This is a genomic window from Stieleria bergensis, assembly GCA_007745635.1.
GTDB lineage: Bacteria > Planctomycetota > Planctomycetia > Pirellulales > Pirellulaceae > Stieleria > Stieleria bergensis.
Map to the genome: position 1 here is coordinate 3,321,086 of CP036272.1, position 17,551 is coordinate 3,338,636.

General features: G+C 56.2%; 11 protein-coding genes. 7 read left to right on the forward strand and 4 right to left on the reverse strand.

Annotation, left to right across the window (positions count from 1 at the left end; genetic code table 11):
• Positions 1-204: 204 nt before the first annotated feature.
• Both uvrB and SV7mr_RS11440 read right to left on the reverse strand, forming a co-directional pair.
• The gene (gene uvrB, locus SV7mr_RS11435; RefSeq protein ID WP_145272080.1) at positions 205-2,334 is read right to left on the reverse strand and encodes an excinuclease ABC subunit UvrB; all 2,130 of its coding nucleotides are present in this window, start codon (positions 2,332-2,334) and stop codon (positions 205-207) included.
• Between the two features lie 385 nt (positions 2,335-2,719).
• Positions 2,720-4,975 carry a sensor domain-containing diguanylate cyclase/phosphohydrolase gene (locus SV7mr_RS11440; protein ID WP_419188406.1) on the reverse strand — a complete coding sequence of 752 codons (2,256 nt, stop codon included), beginning with the start codon at positions 4,973-4,975 and terminating at the stop codon, positions 2,720-2,722.
• Positions 4,976-5,563: 588 nt separating this feature from the next.
• Between SV7mr_RS11440 and SV7mr_RS11445 the strand changes: the two genes are divergently transcribed.
• Together SV7mr_RS11445 and SV7mr_RS11450 are read left to right on the forward strand one after the other, a co-directional pair.
• Positions 5,564-6,121, forward strand: coding sequence for an RNA polymerase sigma factor (locus tag SV7mr_RS11445; RefSeq protein ID WP_145272084.1), 558 nt, complete (start codon positions 5,564-5,566; stop codon positions 6,119-6,121).
• A complete protein-coding gene (locus tag SV7mr_RS11450; RefSeq protein WP_145272086.1) occupies positions 6,122-7,447 on the forward strand; it encodes a Gfo/Idh/MocA family protein in 1,326 nt (441 codons plus the stop codon). It begins immediately after the preceding gene.
• A gap of 49 nt (positions 7,448-7,496) precedes the next feature.
• Here the strand turns inward: SV7mr_RS11450 and SV7mr_RS11455 are convergent, their stop codons facing one another.
• Entirely contained in the window at positions 7,497-8,078 is a 582-nt protein-coding gene (locus SV7mr_RS11455) for a sigma-70 family RNA polymerase sigma factor (protein ID WP_419188407.1), read from the reverse strand.
• A gap of 245 nt (positions 8,079-8,323) precedes the next feature.
• On the opposite strand from SV7mr_RS11455, the gene ruvB reads away from it, so the two are divergent.
• From ruvB to SV7mr_RS11470, 3 genes are all read left to right on the forward strand, one after another.
• Positions 8,324-9,400: a Holliday junction branch migration DNA helicase RuvB gene (gene ruvB, locus SV7mr_RS11460; RefSeq protein ID WP_145272088.1), complete on the forward strand. Its 1,077-nt coding sequence runs from the start codon at positions 8,324-8,326 to the stop codon at positions 9,398-9,400.
• A 106-nt stretch (positions 9,401-9,506) separates the two neighbouring features.
• Positions 9,507-10,160, forward strand: a complete 654-nt coding sequence (nth, locus tag SV7mr_RS11465; RefSeq protein ID WP_145272090.1) for an endonuclease III — start codon at positions 9,507-9,509, stop codon at positions 10,158-10,160.
• Positions 10,161-10,254: 94 nt separating this feature from the next.
• Positions 10,255-11,628 (forward strand): UTP--glucose-1-phosphate uridylyltransferase, encoded by a 1,374-nt coding sequence (locus SV7mr_RS11470; RefSeq protein ID WP_145272092.1) that lies wholly within the window; start codon positions 10,255-10,257, stop codon positions 11,626-11,628.
• On the opposite strand, the gene SV7mr_RS11475 is transcribed toward SV7mr_RS11470, so the two are convergent.
• The gene (locus SV7mr_RS11475) at positions 11,629-12,255 is read right to left on the reverse strand and encodes a hypothetical protein (protein WP_145272094.1); all 627 of its coding nucleotides are present in this window, start codon (positions 12,253-12,255) and stop codon (positions 11,629-11,631) included.
• Between the two features lie 302 nt (positions 12,256-12,557).
• Here SV7mr_RS11475 and SV7mr_RS11480 point away from each other — a divergent pair, with 302 nt between their 5' ends.
• Together SV7mr_RS11480 and SV7mr_RS11485 are read left to right on the forward strand one after the other, a co-directional pair.
• Positions 12,558-13,487, forward strand: a complete 930-nt coding sequence (locus SV7mr_RS11480; protein WP_419188408.1) for a cobalamin-binding protein — start codon at positions 12,558-12,560, stop codon at positions 13,485-13,487.
• Positions 13,488-13,881: 394 nt separating this feature from the next.
• The gene (locus SV7mr_RS11485; RefSeq protein ID WP_145272098.1) at positions 13,882-17,541 is read left to right on the forward strand and encodes an ATP-binding protein; all 3,660 of its coding nucleotides are present in this window, start codon (positions 13,882-13,884) and stop codon (positions 17,539-17,541) included.
• Positions 17,542-17,551: the final 10 nt, after the last annotated feature.

Here is a 17,551-nt window from a genome sequence, read left to right on the forward strand (position 1 = left end):
ATTTACAGAGTTGCAAGGCGGGGGAATTGATTGTCTCAATGCCCGGCCGGGGAGGGTTTTGCTGTGGCTGGTTGCGGTTGGCGTTGTCACGTTTTTTGGTGCGTGCAAGCTCGGCACTCTACTGTTCTGGCGTTGCCACGGTTTGCTGGTGGGACGCTGCCGCTTAGGAAACCGGTTGTAACGGCCTGCGGTTGATAGTCGGGTTTACTTTGACTTGGGCCGGGGGATTGAACGTGCTTTAGCGCCCTTTGTCCCCTTACCGCCTCGTTTTTGACGGCTGCCGCTGGGGGCTTCTTTTTCAGTGAACTCGATCTCTGAGAGTGGCTTGCCGACGTGGGGCTTCAACTGCTTGAATCGGTCTCGTAATTGTGCTGCTTTTTCGAACTGCAGTTCTTCGGCGGCGGCCAGCATTTCTTGCTCCAGTTTGTCCAGCATCTGCATGGTGACCAACTGGGTGTCCTGGACGCTTTGGACGCGGGAGTTGGCTTGTTGTCGTTTGGCTGCCTCGGAATCGATGCCGGTTTTGATTTTGGAACGAACCGTTTTGGGGACAATGCCGTGTTTGGCGTTGTGTGCCATTTGCAGGCTGCGGCGACGCTCGGTTTCATCGATCGCCGCTTGCATGGATCGGGTCACTTTATCGGCGTACAGGATCACTTGGCTATTGGCGTTTCGCGCGGCACGGCCGATGGTTTGGATCAAGCTTGTTTCGCTACGCAGAAAGCCTTCCTTGTCAGCGTCCAGAATCGCAACCAGCGACACCTCCGGTAAATCCAGTCCTTCGCGAAGCAGGTTCACACCGACCAAGCAGTCGAATTGTCCTGTACGCAACTCTTGAATCAGATCCATTCGTTCAAACGCGTTCAGCTCGCTGTGAAGCCAGCGGCAGCGGATGTTTTGCTCTTGGAAATAGTTGGCCAAGTCTTCTGCAAGACGTTTGGTCAGCGCGGTGACGAGCACGCGTTCGTCGCGTTCGGCCCGCAGCCGGATCTCTTTGATCAAGTGATTGACCTGCCCACGCGCAGAGACCACTTCGATCTCTGGATCGAGTAGACCGGTGGGGCGAATGATTTGCTCGACCACTTCACCTTGCGTGCGTTCGAGTTCATAGTCGGTGGGAGTGGCGCTAACAAAGCAAATCTGATGCGTGCGCTGCTCCCATTCTTCAAACTTCATTGGCCGATTGTCCAGTGCGCTTGGCAATCGGAAACCGTGATCGACCAAAGTCAGTTTACGGCTGCGGTCGCCCGCGTACATGGCTCGCACCTGAGGCACGGTGACGTGTGATTCATCGACGAAGGTGACGAAGTCATCAGGAAAGAAGTCGTACAGCGTGTCCGGCGCCGATCCGGGTGGTTTTCCGGAAAGCGGACGCGAGTAGTTTTCGATGCCCGGGCAGTGCCCCACCTCGCTAAGCATTTCCAGGTCGAACTTGGTGCGTGAGTTCAGTCGTTCGGCTTCCAGTAACTTGCCCTGTTTTTGGAACAGCGCCACTTGCTGAGCGAGTTCTTCGCGGATCACGCGGATCGCTCGTCCGATCCGATCTTCCGGCATCACGAAGTGTTTGGCGGGATAGATGAAGAACTGCTCAACCACATCCAAGGTCTCGCCAGTCAAGGGATTGATGATCGAGATCTTTTCGACTTCGTCTCCCCAGAGCTCAATGCGATAGGCGAACTCTTCATAGCTGGGCCAGAGTTCCACACTGTCGCCACGGACTCGGAACTTGCCGCGTGTGAAGTCGTGGTCGCCGCGATCGTACAGCACATCGACCAAACTTAACAGCAACGCGTCTCTGCGAATCACCTGCCCTTTGGTAACACTGATCACCAACTTTTTGTAGTCATCCGGAGATCCCAAGCCGTAGATGCTGCTGACCGAGGCGACGATCACAACGTCGCGGCGACTGACCAAGCTGCTGGTGGTCGCTAGTCGCAGCCGGTCAATGTCCTCGTTGATCGAAGCATCCTTTTCGATATAGACATCGCGCTGCGGGATATAGGCTTCGGGTTGATAGTAGTCGTAATAACTGACGAAGTAATGAACGGCGTTGGTGGGAAAGAATTCCTTGAACTCGCCGTACAACTGCGCGGCCAGCGTCTTGTTGTGGCTCAATATCAACGCGGGGCGATTGAGATTCGCAATCACGTTGGCCATGGTGTAGGTTTTGCCGGTACCGGTGGCTCCCAGCAGAACTTGAGCAGTTTTGCCCGACAGAAAGCCATTGGTCAGTTGTTCAATCGCTCTGGGCTGGTCACCGGCAGGCGGAAAGGGCTGGTTCAGATCAAAGGGCGTCGGTGCCGCGGACTGAAAGAGTTCGGAAGGCGAAGGCATGGAGCGATACCCAATCTGGCTGATGATCAACGGCTGGCAGTTCAGTGTTCCGCGGCGAGCGAACTTGGCTCACTTTCCTGTACCACACAATGTGCCAGACCGGTCAGATTTCGGCTAGATGTGATCCCCGCGAAGCCAGGCGATTTTTGCCGGTCGCGAAGCGCGGGGAGCATTGCCGGTCGCGAAGCGTCATGCGAGGCAAATCGTGATGATGATCATGCGTGCGATTCGCGTTGCCCGAGATTCGCGTTGCCCCAGATTCGCGTTGCCCCAGATTCGCGTTGCCCCAGATTCGCGTTGCCCCAGATTCACCAGCGCTGATTCACCAGCCTCAGCTCCCAAGCGTGCCTGCGAGGCGTGATTGCCATTCAGAGCGCAGAGACGCTCATTCGGAGGGCTCAATGGTGTCGGCCATCAGGTAACACTTGATGCTGGCCAGCAGATAATTTGCAGCCAGTTGGTAGTCGCGTTTACGACGATCACGTCCGCGTTTGGGGCCGAGTTCGACGTGCACTTTGGTGTATTCGCAGCGTCCGCCAAGTCCTTTGACTTCGTCCAGATGGGCTTCGCTAAGCGTCATGCGAATTTGAAAGTTGATGCGTTGATCGACTTTGCGGCGCCCGCCACTGTATTTGGAGGCTTGGACGGCGAGCGTCACCTGAGACTCGGCGACATCAATAATGTCCGCATGATGATCCGCGATGAAGCCGCGTAGTTTCTCGATCGTCATGTCAGCGGGAACGGGTGTGACGAGGTCGACAATGAGCTTGTCACTGCCCGACGTCTTGGTAAAGAAGCCGCGTCGTTCCTCATCGGGGTTTCCGTTGAACTCGGACATTTTGCCAAGGCCCAACTGGACCACGCGGTTGCGACCATTGTCCTTGGCTTTGATCAGAGCACGATCGGCGCGGGCAACGATGGTTTCTGGTGAATCACCTGACTGAAATTCGGTGACGCCGAAGCTGGCGGTCAGACTCTCTTGTTCCAACGCAGTGATGGGCAGAGCTTCCAGCGACTGGCGGATCTGCTCGGCGCGGCGAGCTGCAGAGGCGTTGTCACAGTCGATGGCCAGCAACAAGAATTCTTCGCCGCCGTATCGCGCGACCAGGTCACCTTCTTGTCGGTGTTGTCGCAGCAAGTCAGCGAACTCAATCAGAGCGGCATCGCCACCGGGGTGACCGAAGCGATCGTTCACGCTTTTAAAATGGTCCAGGTCGCAGATAATCAACGAGAACGTGGATTCTCCGTCAACATTCATCGACACGAGCTCTTCCAGACGCCGGTCAAAGTGCCCTCGGTTGCTAACGCGAGTCAGTGGGTCGATTCTGTTTTCTTCGTGCAAGAGATGCAGGCGTTCTTCCAATTGCACTTGGTCGGACTGGTCCCGCACAACAATCAGTGTTCCCGATAGGCCAGCTTCGTTGTTCATCACGGGAGTGACATCAACGTGGATGACGACGTTTTCTTGGTTGTCGCGTTCCATCCTCATCTTACGGTGCACAGGATGCGTTGTGCGAAGGCATTCGGTCATCGGGCATTCTGGGAAGTCCTGGTCATCATCGTCGAGCAAACCGATCGCGTCGCCGGTGAATAGCTTGCCAACCATGGCTTCGGCCGATTTACCGCTTAACCGTTCCATGCCGCGATTCCACTGGAGAACGGTACCGGCGTTGTCGGTGTAGACGACGCCGTCTTTCAATGTTGAAAGCAGACGTTGATTGAACGACGATTGGCGATCGTTGGACGTGGCTGATGAAGCGGATGTGCTGGGGGTGTTGCCACTGGCCGCGCCGGTCCAATACGCTGCGCTGTCTTCGGGGCGTAACTCCAGTAACCAGCGCTGTGCGACGGTGCCTTGAAGGATTTCGGGGCTGGCTTCCAACAAGCGATGGAAGTCGCGAACAAGCGTGCCATCAAACTGAGTGTTAGCACCCTGGATCAAATCTGCAAGCGCCCGATCCAGGCTCATCGCCGGCCGGTAGACCTGTTCAGTGGTCATCGCGTCGAAGGCGTCGGCGATCGCCAACATGCGCGCCCCAAACGGAATGTCGTCGCCACAGCACTGGGCGTTGGCGCGAGGCCCGGCGTACCAAGACCGGGCGTGACGGATGATCTCAAGAATGCCCTCATCGTTGGTGCAGCCACTTAGGATCTCGCATCCTAATTCAGGATTGGTCGCCATCAGTTGCTGCTCGTCAGCGGTTAGCTTGCCGGGCTTGCGCAAGATGCGATCCGGGATGCCGATCTTGCCCAAATCGTGGAGCAAGGCGGCGATTTCGATCCGCGTTTGCGCGGCTTGATTGAGCTTCAGTCGCTCGGCCCATGCACTACAGTACAGCGAGACTCTTAAACCGTGAGCCGCCGTTGCGGCATGTTTGGCGCGCAGCGCATAGAACAAGGCATTGGCGTGGCCAAGGCGGGCGGCCGTCAGCTGATTGTTGCCACTGCGAGCCGACCGTGGTGGACGAGGCATCGGATCGGAGGTCACAGCCTCGGTCATCACTTGCAGACGGTTGAGCAAACTGGAGATGTCAAAGTCGCTGCGTGATCGATCGTCCACCTTGCTTGCCTGTGGCTCGGTGGATCCGTCTGCGTTCTTAGCCGACCGTGTGGCCTGGTCACTATGGCTGCTGTTATTCATATCAATCAGTGGGACGATGAGGGTTTTCGGGCAACTGGAAAACATAGGTCATCGCTTACCCGCACGAATAGAATTTGTGCCGCCTGCGTCCCCTTGCCGGGCCGCAACACTGATACGACCCGAATCGCTGTCGCAGGTCGTGCAATCGGATGTAGGCAAGTCCATTCGTTGCGACAAAGATAGTCCTAGCGAGTGGGCCAATTGCGGCTTCCAGCTGGCAAACTGGATGAAAAAAATTTCCATAAGAAGGACTTCATCGTCTCCGCTGATCATTGGTTGGCGGTTAGATTGTGGGACCGCAGGCAGTGTTTCACTCCCCCCCCTTTCGCGATGCTCGATGATGCAAACGTTGGCGGAATCGCGCCCCATGGTGCGGGGAATGGGTGAGCGAGGTGCAGGTGTAATGAAGCGGCCGCGTTGAGTGGACGTGTTGCGTGTCGCTGCATTATTTTGACAAAGCGATCTTGCCCCCTTGATTGAAATGGCCGGTGATCGCCCATTGCGGTAGAATGGGGCCGTATCCTTTACTCTGCCGACGCATTGGAAGCTTCCTAACGAGCACTCAATCTTGCCTGAGGCATAGGTCACGTGACACTATCAGACATTGACCGAAAACTTGTCAAACGATGTCTTGAGGGCGCTCCAGGTGCTTGGCAGGACTTCGTCGATCGATTCCTAGGTTTGATGGTCCACGTGGTGAACCATACGGCTCGGGCGCGAGGTCTGGAGTTGGATGCAGCGTTGAGAGACGATTTAGTGGCAGAGATTTTCTTGGCGCTGTTGTCAAATGATCGAGCTGTGTTGCGACGGTTTCGTAACGACAGTTCGTTGGCGACCTATCTGACGGTGATTGGGCGACGCGTGGTCGTCCGTCGCATGCTGCAACGCACGCTTGCGTCCAGCGGTGACAACGCTCAATGGCAGGCTCAGCAGCAACCAGATTCCGATCCGATTGAACGCATTGATGACCGTGATGAAATCATGCATTTGATGGAACAGCTCGATGCCACTGAGGCTGCCGTCGTCCGTCAGTACCATCTGGAAGGTTTGTCGTATCGACAGATCAGTGAACGCAACGGGATCAGCGAAAACTCAATCGGGCCGATGCTCTCCAGAGCACGAAAGAAGATGCGAGAAAGGACCTAAATGTCAAACCCCACTGAGTCCCGCCCCATCGTCGACTCGAATCCCACCTCGGCCAACGCTGGTAAATATCAAGAAGATCGGCGCGATTTTATTCGTGGCAGCGGTCTAATGATTGCCGGTGGTGCGATCGCTGGCGCCAGCGCTGCGACCAAAGCGATCGCCAGTTCAAAACAGAGCAAGCTGCGGATCGCGATGGTTGGTTGCGGTCGCCGTTGCCGGCAACTGCTCGATGCGATGGCATCGTTGGATGATGATGCCATTGAGATCACGGCCTTGGTTGACAACAATCGCGGTCGTGCTCAAAGCGTCTTTCGCAGCATCAAAAGTCGTCATCCGGAACGATTGGCAGACCACTGCAATCTGTTGACCTCAGGCGGCTCGATTCGACAGCCGCTGCTACCTCATCAAGCGTTGCAGGATGTCGATGTGGTGTTCATCACCACGCCGCCGGTTTGCCAACCTGGGATTGCGGTGGACGCAATCACTAACCACAAACATGTATTCATTGAAAAGCCGATGGCGGCCGATCTGAATGGTTTGAAGCAGGTCGTCAATGCTTCCGCTGTGGCAAAAGAACAAGGACTGACCGTTCACGTTGGTTTCCAACGCCAGTATGATCAGCGTGATCTGGACTTGATCGCTCAAGTGCAACAGGGCGGCATTGGTGACATCATCTACGCCAAGTCCTACTGCAATAGCGGTTCTCTGAAGAAGCACGTCGCCCGATCCGAAAAGGAGCAACTGGCTCATTGGAACCAGTTCAACTGGACCGGCGGCGATGTGCTGCTAGAACAGCATGTTGCCGGACTGGATGTTTTGCGCCGCGTGATCGGCCGGCCACTGTTAACGGCACAGGGACAAGCGGGCTGGGCAAGTTTGAGCGACGCCGAATTGGCCAATCAGCAGAACGCCGTTCAGCCATCGGGCCATCAACAAGCTGGCGAGTTAGCGTTCCAGCATCAGAGCATTGAATTCGAGTTTGCCGATCACGTTTCATTGATCTCGCACACTCGACGCGCTGCGAATTCATGGCAGCGTACCGGCGAATGGCTTTACGGGACCCAGGGTCACGCAGACTTTTCGAATGGCAAACTGTTTGATCGCAGCGGGAATGTGACCTGGCAGTCGGCGGAGCCTTCGGCGTCGATGGTTGCAACACAAGCTCAATTGCGAGCCTTCTTTGCTTCGATCCGTCACGGCGATGCCGAGAATCAAGTGGACCAGGCCAGCGAAAGTACTTTGATGGCATTGCTGGGGCAAAGAGCTGCCCAGACCAGCAAGCTAGCTCGGATGAAGTCGCTGCGCGGTGAACTGAAGCTCGCCTGATTCTCGCTGGCTGGCATTCAGCGGAGCGGCTGAGGCATTCGATCAAGCCTTAGTTCTCAACCATCCGTCGCAGCGTTTTGACGCCTCGGTGCAACAGCCCCGCGACGGCGGCGGTGGTTTTGTCCATCGCTTCGGCGACTTCGGAAACTTTCATTTCGTCCAAGTAGTGCATGCGAACCGCTTCGGCCTGTTCGTTGGGCAGTCGATCGATGGCTTGGCAAAGTGCGAGCACGGCTTCGCCCTGCATGACGTTTTGGCTGGGGCGTGCGACATCGCCTTGAAGCAGGCCTTCCAAACGCATCGATGACTTCGCCAGTTTGTCTTCCATCGACTGTTCGCGGCGCACGTCGCGTTTGTCGCGATGCATGTCACGATCGAGATGGCAAAGGTGGTGTGAAAGAATCTGCCGAAGCCATTTGCGGAACTGGGCCTCGTTCTCGCCTCGAAATCCATCCAGTGCTTGCACTGCCTGCAGCATGGTTTGTTGAACGATGTCCGACGCCCCATACTTGGCCTGCAGTTTGCGGCGCATCTGAGTTTGTGCCAGCATACGGAGGTACGATTCGTACTTGGCCACGATCGCCGGATCGCTACAGTCGATCGGGTCAGCGGAATTCTCTTCAGTGGTCACAGGAAATCCATGCTTTGGGGGATGCAACGCTGGTTTGGCTCTGATTGTAACTTGCTGAGGGGTGATTGGCTGGCCGCTGTAATCTCTAGGGGCCGACGAACCGCACAAAATACGCTAAAACATGGTTGGCTTGTCCAGTTAGCTTTTTAAGCAGGAATGCAGCGATCAAGCCAACAGGATGGAAACGCCCAATCAGGCAGGAAATTCCGACAGGAAGTTAGGGAACGGAGCAACCACGCGACGCCATGGCCAGAGAGAAATTCTACGACGGACAGGATTCAGCTGAACCCGATGATGCGGCACAGGAACCTGCGGATCAGGCGGGGGAGTCACATGCCTCGCCACAGGAGATCATTCGCGGTGCAGAGCCCGATTCGGGGCTGCGACCTCGGCGGTTGGACGAGATGGTTGGCCAGCAAGATGTCATCGAGCGTTTGAAGATTGCCATTGATGCTGCCCTCGGCCGGGGCGAACCGCTCGGCCATATCCTCTTTGATGGGCCACCGGGCTTAGGCAAGACCACCTTCGCAACGGTGATCCCGGCTGAAATGGGCACCACGGTTCAGATGGCCAATGGGGCCGGTCTGACGGCGCCCAAGGACTTGGTTCCCTATCTGACCAACGTCTCCGCTCACAGCGTTTTGTTCATTGACGAAATCCATCGGATCCCCAAAGCGGTTGAAGAGTACTTGTACACCGCGATGGAAGACTTTCGAATCGACATTGTCTTGGGCGAAGGTGTCAACGCACGTACGTTGAACCTTGAACTGCAGCCGTTTACATTGATCGGCGCGACCACCCGAGCTGGCATGTTAAGTGCGCCGCTGCGCGATCGCTTTCAGATTCGTGAACACCTTGGCTGGTACACCCAGGAACAGCTTTGCCAATTGGTGCAGCGCAATGCCAACAAGTTGTCCATGTCCGTCAACGATGCCGCAGCGAACGAGATTGCGAGACGCAGTCGCAGTACACCACGACTGGCAAACAATCGTTTGCACTGGGTGCGAGATTACGCACAGATCAAAACCAAGGGTGACGTCAGCTTGGGTGTGGCTCGTGACTCCTTGGACATGATTGGGATCGATAAGCTGGGGCTGGACAAGCAGGACCGAAACTACTTGGACACGTTGATCCGCGTCTTTGCCGGTGGTCCGGCTGGACTGGACGCCATTGCTCACACCATGAACGTTAGCGGCGACACGCTGGAAGACGAGGTCGAACCGTTCTTGCTTCGCAGCGAGCTAATCCTCCGGACGCGACGTGGACGAATGGCAACCGGAAAAGCCTTCACACATATGAAACGCGTGCCGGTCAAGAACTGATCGCTTTGCACCTCCGTTGTCGACCAGACGAGCTCGATAAAGCTCGCATCCAGAGCGTGGTTCTGTCGGCGATGGCATCCCAGTCACTCTTTCGGTCAATGTCCAGATGCTAAAGCAAGAACGCGCCGATCATGTTTTGCAAACGCTAGATCACTTGTATCCTGAAACGCCGATCCCTTTAGATCATCGGGACCCGTTCACCTTACTGGTGGCGGTGGTTCTGAGTGCTCAGTGTACGGACAAGAAAGTCAACGAGATCACGCCGGCGCTGTTTGCGGTGGGCGGCACTCCGGAGACGATGGCTGCTATGGGGCAGGCCGCGATCTACGAGATCATCAGGCCGCTGGGGCTGTCCAAGCAGAAATCAAAGAGCCTCGCCAACTTGTCGAGAATCATTTTAGATCAACATGATTCTCATGTGCCTGAGGATTGGGACGCATTGGAAGCCCTGCCCGGTGTTGGGCACAAGACAGCCAGCGTCGTCATGGCTCAGGCCTTCGGAGTCCCGGCGTTTCCTGTGGATACACATATCCACCGGCTCGCTCAGCGCTGGGGGCTCGCCAGTGGTAAGAATGTGGTTGACACAGAAAAGTCACTGAAGAAACTGTTTCCACGCGATCATTGGAACCGCTTGCATCTGCAAATCATTTTTTACGGTCGTGAGTTCTGCACGGCTCGTGGATGCGATGGAACGGTCTGCGAAATGTGCCGCTCGCTTTATCCCAAACGCAAGAAACCCGTCCAGCTGAAGAAGCCCTAATCCTTGGCAGCCAGCGTCGTTCGGCTTCCGGGCAAGCTAGTCTTTGTCACTGCCACTGCCCTCGCGGGTCCTTTTTACTTCCGAAACTACTCTTATGAATCAGTCTTCCGCGTTCGCTATCGTCGAGCAGACATTGCGAGATGCCGCGTTGCCAGACATTGTGATCGCAGGCTTTGCTCAACACTACGAGCAACTGGTCTCGGGCAAAGAGACGTATCTCCGTGAGGAGACGCTGCAACCGGCCCATTCGTTGTTGGATGCGGACACCTTGCACAGCGATGCCGCTCGGGCTGGCAGTCGGGCGTTACCGCAGACGGCGATCCTGAAGCTAAACGGTGGCCTTGGCACGTCGATGGGACTGCAAGGACCGAAATCGCTGCTCAAGGTCCGCGGCAAATTCACGTTCCTGGATCTGATTCTGCAACAGGCAAACCAACTGTCTGTCCCGCTGGTGCTGATGAACAGTTTTTCGACCGCGGCTGAGACTCAGGCTGTCCTGGAAGCGTCCGGCGCGGACGCTTCGGCGGTCATGTGTTTCCAGCAACACCAAGTTCCCAAGCTCGATGCTCAGTCGCTGCTGCCCATTCAGTGGCCAGACAATCCGATTCTGCAGTGGTGTCCGCCTGGGCACGGGGACATCTATGCCGCCTTGGTCACCAGCGGCATGTTGGGCAAACTGCTGGGCGCGGGCCGGCGCTATCTGTTTGTGTCGAACTCAGATAACCTTGGCGCAACGCTTGACACCAGATTGCTCGGCCACTTTGTGGAAACGGGCGCTTCATTCTTGATGGAGGTCGCCGACCGCACGGCTGCCGATCGCAAAGGTGGCCACTTGGCACTGGATCATGATGGCAAGTTTCTACTGCGCGAAAGATCACAGTGTCATCCAGACGAAGCGGAACTGTTTCAAGACGTGCAGCGTCACCGGTACTTCAACACCAACAACCTATGGTTGGACTTAGAAGCCATTGACGAACAGATGCGTTCCAAGCCTGGCGGGATTGAAATGCCGACGATTGTGAATCGCAAAAAGGTTGACCCGACCGATTCTGATTCACCCGCGGTTTATCAATTGGAAACCGCCATGGGAGCCGCGATTGCAACACTGCCCGGGAGCACCGCCATTCGTGTGCCAAGGTCTCGTTTTGCGCCGGTGAAAACGACAGGCGATCTGCTGGCGGTTCGCTCCGATGCCTATGCTTTGCATGACGATTACAGCGTCGGTCTGATCCCCAGACGCAACGGCATTCCGCCAACGGTTGAACTGCAGGCCGATTACTACGGGTTGATCGATGACCTACAGCAGCGAATTCCAGAGGCACCGTCGTTATGCGATGCGGGCCGTTTGCAGGTGACTGGCGACCTGCGTTTTGAATCAGGGGTTCGCATTATCGGTGACGTCCGCCTGTCCAGTCAGGCGGGAGCAGTGGTTCCAGCGGGCGAGTACCGTCGCGATCAAGCCTTTTGATCAACGACGCGACATGCGAAAGCCACCACGATCGCGTTTGCTGGAATAGGACGCGTTGAACTGCCGCCCCTTGATGGTGGCATTCATTTGATACTGCCCCAGCAGCGGCAGTCGAGTCGCCGACCGGTAGACGTTGCTACCAGGGACTCGCTGCAGTCGGGCGGGGTAAGCGAAGGGAACAACTTTTGCAAAACGGCCCACAAACACAGCTCGATAGTTGTTCTGATCGACTTTCCAGATTTTGGCACGCATCGGTCTTTTATGGCCCGTGCTGTTGCTGTACCAGCCACCTTTCCAGCGGCCGCTAGCCGATTCGGCTTGTGCCTCGCCGAGTGGCAGTAGCGTCAAGCATGTGGCGGCAATGAAGGACAGAACAATCCAAAGCATTCGGGTTTGCATGATGGTCTCGCTGGCGAGCGTTGGTGGTTGAATCGTCGGTGCAAGTATTGCGATCCGCTGTGCGATCAGCAGCGCGATCAGCAGCGCGATCAGCAGCGCGATCAGCAGCGTGATCAGCTGGATGTCTGCTGCTGGCGGACCCCGATTCGGTTGCTGTTCCGGCCAGCCGCGTGCACCGTCTGCCGGGAGTCTAGCTTGCCCTGCGTCGGTGGTTCGAATCTGCCGCACGTTTTTCGGGCTGCAGGCGGCGGTTGGCCACCCTTCCGGCGCGAACACACCCAGATGGTTCAGAAAATCTGACTCGCTCCCCTATTCAGAGACCGATCGGATCGAGATACTTTGCTGCTTCGGTCAGGCCAATGGATCTTGGCGGGATTTATTCCTGGTCGACTTCATGTTCCGCGTTATGATTCATCAAGAGTGCTGCCGGCGAGCGGTCCCCCTGGGGGCGAACCTGCTTGTCGATTTGGCATGCTCTCGCTGAACTTAACGCTGTTTCGATTCGCTGCTGAATGGATTGCCTGCATAGGATGAGAATTGTATCGCTGTTGCCGAGTGCGACGGACATTGTTTGCGCTCTTGGATTGGAGGACAAGCTGGTCGGAGTGTCTCATGAGTGTGCCATTCCTGCCGGTGCTGGTGCGCCCAAAGTGGTGACCGCTTCGACGATTCCAGCCAACCTGTCCAGCAAGCAGATTGATGTCGCCGTTGGTCAGCAGCTCCAGCAGTCCACGGCGCTCTATACAATCAATGAAGCCCTGCTGCGGAAACTGAAACCGACGGTGATTCTGACTCAGTCGTTGTGTCAGGTGTGTGCCGTTGATCAAGAGCAAGTTCAGGATCTGGCCGACTCGATGGAGGACTCCCCGGTGGTCGTCGATCTGAGTCCGATGTCTTTGAACGGTTTGTACCATTCCATTCGTCAAGTGGCGGCCGTGACGGCAAGTCGTGGCGAAGGCCAGAAATTGCTTGTCCAGCTGCAGCGTCGCGTTCACACGATCGCTGAACGCAGCGAAACGTTACGTCGTCGTCGCGTGGTGTTTTTAGAATGGCTAGACCCGCCCTTCGTTGCCGGTCATTGGAATCCCGAGTTAGTCCGGCTCGCTGGAGGAATTGATCTTCTGGGAACCGCTGGCCAGCCTAGTACAAAGACGACGTGGCAGCAGGTTCAGGATGTCAATCCAGAGATGATCGTTGTCGCCTGTTGTGGCTATTCCATTCAGCGATCCATGACCGACATTCAGCAGCTCTCTGGAAACCCTCATTGGGAAGCAATGCCCTGCGTCAAAGGCGGGCAAGTTGCAATTCTGGATGGCTCCCAGTACTTCAATCGCCCCGGTCCTTCGCTGATCGACTCGCTGGAACTGCTGGCTCATCTCTTACACCCTGAGATGCATCGATTCCCAGCTTCACTGGGGCCTGCCAACAGCTTGCTGACCCGCCTGTCCATGGCTTCTTAATCCAGCTAGCGCGACTCTGCGTTAACACCTGGCCCTGATACGACCGTCGCAATCGGTACGTTCCCACAGCATTGAGTTGGCAGGTGTGCGGGGTTTCTATTATCGAACGGCATTTCAGGGAGTTCATTTCCCTCTGCGCTGAAAGCTACTGTTGCCACTCTGTCCGTGTGGAGTGCGTTGGCGTGCTGCGCGGGTAGGCAGCCATTGGCTTGTTGAGCGCGCTTGTTGGGCGGGCTTGTTGGGCCGTATCAACGGGCAAAGCTGGATTGCCAGCTCGTCCAGGCTGGCGTCATGTGTGTTTCGACCAACCGTGTCTGCATGGCCGGCGTCGGCGTCCTTGTGTCAACAATCAAACTCAACCGACTGACAACCTGTCTGCGGATCTGTATCGACGATGAACGACGTCCGGAATCTCGATCAACTGTGGGTGATGATCTGCACCGCACAGGTGCTGCTGATGCAGGCAGGATTCTGTTTGTTGGAAAGTGGAGCAGCGCGGACGAAGCACAGCATCAGCGTTGCAATCAAGAACTTGGTCGACTTCTGTATCTCGATCATCGTGTTTTGGCTTGTCGGGTTTGGCGTCATGTATGCCATCCCCACCATTGTCCTGTTTCCCGGTTCCGGTGGTGGCGAGTCATGGTCGTCGTCGTTGTTCTCGTTCTTTCTATACCAAGCGGTGTTTTGTGGAACCGCGACAACGCTGATCGGTGGCGCGGTTGCAGAGCGAGTGCGTTTCCGAGGTTACTTGCTGATCAACATCCTGGTCAGCGGACTGATCTATCCGATAGTGGGTCAGTGGGTTTGGGGCGGACTGTGGGATGACGATCACACGGGATGGCTGCAGTCAATAGGCTTCATCGACTATGCCGGTGCGACGGTGGTGCATTCGGTTGGCGCTTGGGTGGCGCTGGCGGCACTTGTGGTCCTTGGTCCACGGATCGGGAGGTTTGGCAAAAAACGTCGCAGAATCAATGCTAGCAGTTTGCCCTCTGTGGTGCTCGGTACGTTGGTCTTGTGGTTTGGCTGGATCGGATTTAACGGCGGCGCTGGGCTCGCCTTTGACGACAAGGTTCCCGGCATCATTTGCAATACCCTCTTGGCAGGCGCAGCCGGTGGTGTGGTCGCATTGGTCTGGGGCTCATTCCGAAAAGTGGATCACATCGTCGCGATTGTTGCCAATGGCGTGGTCTCGGGCTTGGTCTCGGTGACCGCGGCCTGTCATTTGATCACTCCCCAAGCAGCAATCGTGATCGCTGCCGTGGGGGCGATTTTGTGTACCGAGTGCGTTGGCTGGTTGGAACGCATGAAAATCGATGACGTGGTGGGCGCAGTGCCGGCACACGGTCTGCCAGGTGTTTGGGGAACACTGTCGGTGGCGCTCTTCGGCAGCCCTGCCCTCTGGCAAAACGGCAATGCCTTTTGGCAACAACTCTCGGTTCAGGCCATCGGTTGCGGAGTCGTGATGTGTTGGGCCTTCGGCGTCAGCCTGGTAATCTTGTTTCTCGCCAACCGCTGGCTGCCGTTGCGAGCGACTGCGAGAAACGAATACATCGGACTGAACGTTGCAGAACACCACGCGAATTCTGATCTGCGTGATCTATTAACCGAAATGGCTCGGCATCGACGCGACCGTGACTTCAAACGCGGTGTCAGCATTGTTCCCAATACGGAAGTGGGGCAAATCGCCGCCGAGTACAACCGCGTGCTTGATCAGGTTCGCGATGAAATGTCTTCACGTCTGGAGGTCCAAGGGCATTTCAAAGACGTCGTCCAGCGAGCCTCCGAAGGCATCTTCCAAACCGATGCAAACGGGACCGTTCAGCACGCCAATCCGGCACTCGCCAGTTTGCTGGGCTTCGATTCCTCGCAGGCTCTATTAGCCCACTGTCAGCGACATCCAGGGTTGTTTCTGCAACGCAACGACAATGCTCGATTGCTAAATGAGTTGGACGACAGTGATCGGGTTCAGGATTTTCGCACGACCATTCAATCCGGCGACCAAGGCGAACGTACGGTCAGCATCAATGCACGCCTGGTTCGAGATCACCATGGAGACTTGCAGTCCTACGAAGGGACCGTTGTCGATATCACCGAACGCCTGCGCGCCGAAACGTTGGCGATCGAAAAAGAGCAGGCGGAAGCGGCAAGCCATGCCAAAAGCGAATTTCTTGCCGGGATGAGCCATGAAATGCGCACTCCACTGAACGGTGTGATTGCCATGTTGGACATGATCGATGATAACGCGCTGGAGCAACGTCAGAAAAAGTATCTGGGCATCGCGCAGAGTTCAGCGACAACGTTGCTGGCGATCATCAATGATGTTTTAGACCTCTCCAAGGTTGAATCAGGCCAACTGGAAATCGAGTCCGTCCCACTATCGATTGAAGCGATCATTAACGACACCGTTAGCATGCAGGCTCATGCTTCACTCGCCAAAGGTTTGCAGATCGACGCGTTTATCGATCAGTCGATTCCCGATTCATTGGTCGGTGATCCACTCAGACTACGACAGATCACGCTGAACCTTGTTAACAATGCCGTGAAGTTCACGGACTTTGGGCACATCCGTGTGGACGTTCAATACGACTCGGCGCGGCATGTTCTCACGCTACGCGTTAGCGACACCGGTGTTGGTATTTCGGTGGAACAGAAACACCGCATCTTCCAGCCCTTTGTGCAGGCCGAGGCCGGAACGAGTCGGAACTTTGGCGGCACGGGGTTGGGGCTGTCAATCTGCTTAAAACTAATTGACGCGATGGGCGGACAGATTGATTGCCACAGCCTACCGGGACAGGGCAGCACCTTTGTTGTGAACCTACCGATGCGGACCAGCACACAAATCCTGCCGAGGGCGGCAGAGGTGCGTCTGGCTTTGGATTCCTTGCAGCCCCGCAACGTGCTGCTCCTTTCCCATGATGATCTACACGCAACAGTCGTACGCCGCTATTTGGAACAATGGGGATTCGCGATCCAACAGCCCAAGGCCGACGAGTCGATCGAGGAAACGGTTGCGGCGTTGGCTGGCTGCGTTGAGGTGGTGCTTGCTGATGCAACACGGCTCTCGGCCAACGATCGAACAGCGATTCAGCGTTTAGGAACCGACGTTCCCATTGTGACTTGGGGACTGAGTCCGCATTCACCGGACCTGACTGACGGTGCACCTGGCAGCCTGGATCCCCCGATCCGTCGGCTTGAGCTCGCAACGGCATTGAACGCGGGAAGTATCGTTGGTCAAGCTGCTTCAGAAGATGTCAGCTTGTCCCGTCAAACGGTTTCCTGGGATGGCCGACGAGTGCTGGTGATTGACGACAACGAGGTCAATACGATTGTCGCTAGCGAGCTTTGTAAGGCGATGGGATTTCAGGTCGATGTCGCCTACGGTGGGTTGCAGGCGATCGATCTGGCCAGACACGCTGTTTACGATATGATCCTGATTGACTGTCAAATGCCCGTGCTCGACGGCTATGAGACCACCAAGCGTTTGCGCTTGATGCATGAAGCCGACGAGCTGCGTCTTTCGCCTCATGCTGCGTTACGAATCGTCGCTGTGACCGCGGAAGCGGTTTTGGGACAACGCGAACGATGCCTTAGCGCGGGAATGGACGCCATGTTGCCCAAGCCGATCTCACGGCAATCATTGACGGAAATGTTTCGTCGCGTCTTACCTGGCGCCGAATTGCCGGACGCTCCGTCAAACACCGACACGCGGCCGGCAATCGATATGGCGGATCTCGTGTCTCGTTGTGGCGATGACGTCGATGTGACTCGAACGGCGATCGCGCTGTTCAAACAAAACTTGCCCAAACAGCATCAGCAATTGCAGGCGGCGGTCAGCGCCGGCAACCAGACTCTGGCAAAAGCAAAGTCGCATAGCATCAAAGGCATGGCAGCCAACTTGTCCGCCAAACCTTTGGCTCACCTTGCCGCTGATCTGGAACGCCAGTTGAAGGACAGACAGTCCGAAACGGTGACGCGATCGATGGATGAGTTAGAAGCAGAGATCAATCGCTGCTTGGCCTGGATCGAAGATTGCGTCGAGCTTCACCATTAACCTTTTGATT

Bases quoted from the DNA above. Each gene is read 5' to 3' on its own strand.
- SV7mr_RS11470 (WP_145272092.1), top strand. From the start codon at position 10,255: ATGAATCAGTCTTCCGCGTTCGCTATCGTCGAGCAGACATTGCGAGAT.
- SV7mr_RS11450 (WP_145272086.1), top strand. From the start codon at position 6,122: ATGTCAAACCCCACTGAGTCCCGCCCCATCGTCGACTCGAATCCCACC.
- nth (WP_145272090.1), top strand. From the start codon at position 9,507: ATGCTAAAGCAAGAACGCGCCGATCATGTTTTGCAAACGCTAGATCAC.
- SV7mr_RS11480 (WP_419188408.1), top strand. From the start codon at position 12,558: ATGAGAATTGTATCGCTGTTGCCGAGTGCGACGGACATTGTTTGCGCT.
- SV7mr_RS11440 (WP_419188406.1), bottom strand. From the start codon at position 4,975: ATGAATAACAGCAGCCATAGTGACCAGGCCACACGGTCGGCTAAGAAC.
- ruvB (WP_145272088.1), top strand. From the start codon at position 8,324: ATGGCCAGAGAGAAATTCTACGACGGACAGGATTCAGCTGAACCCGAT.
- uvrB (WP_145272080.1), bottom strand. From the start codon at position 2,334: ATGCCTTCGCCTTCCGAACTCTTTCAGTCCGCGGCACCGACGCCCTTT.
- SV7mr_RS11485 (WP_145272098.1), top strand. From the start codon at position 13,882: ATGAACGACGTCCGGAATCTCGATCAACTGTGGGTGATGATCTGCACC.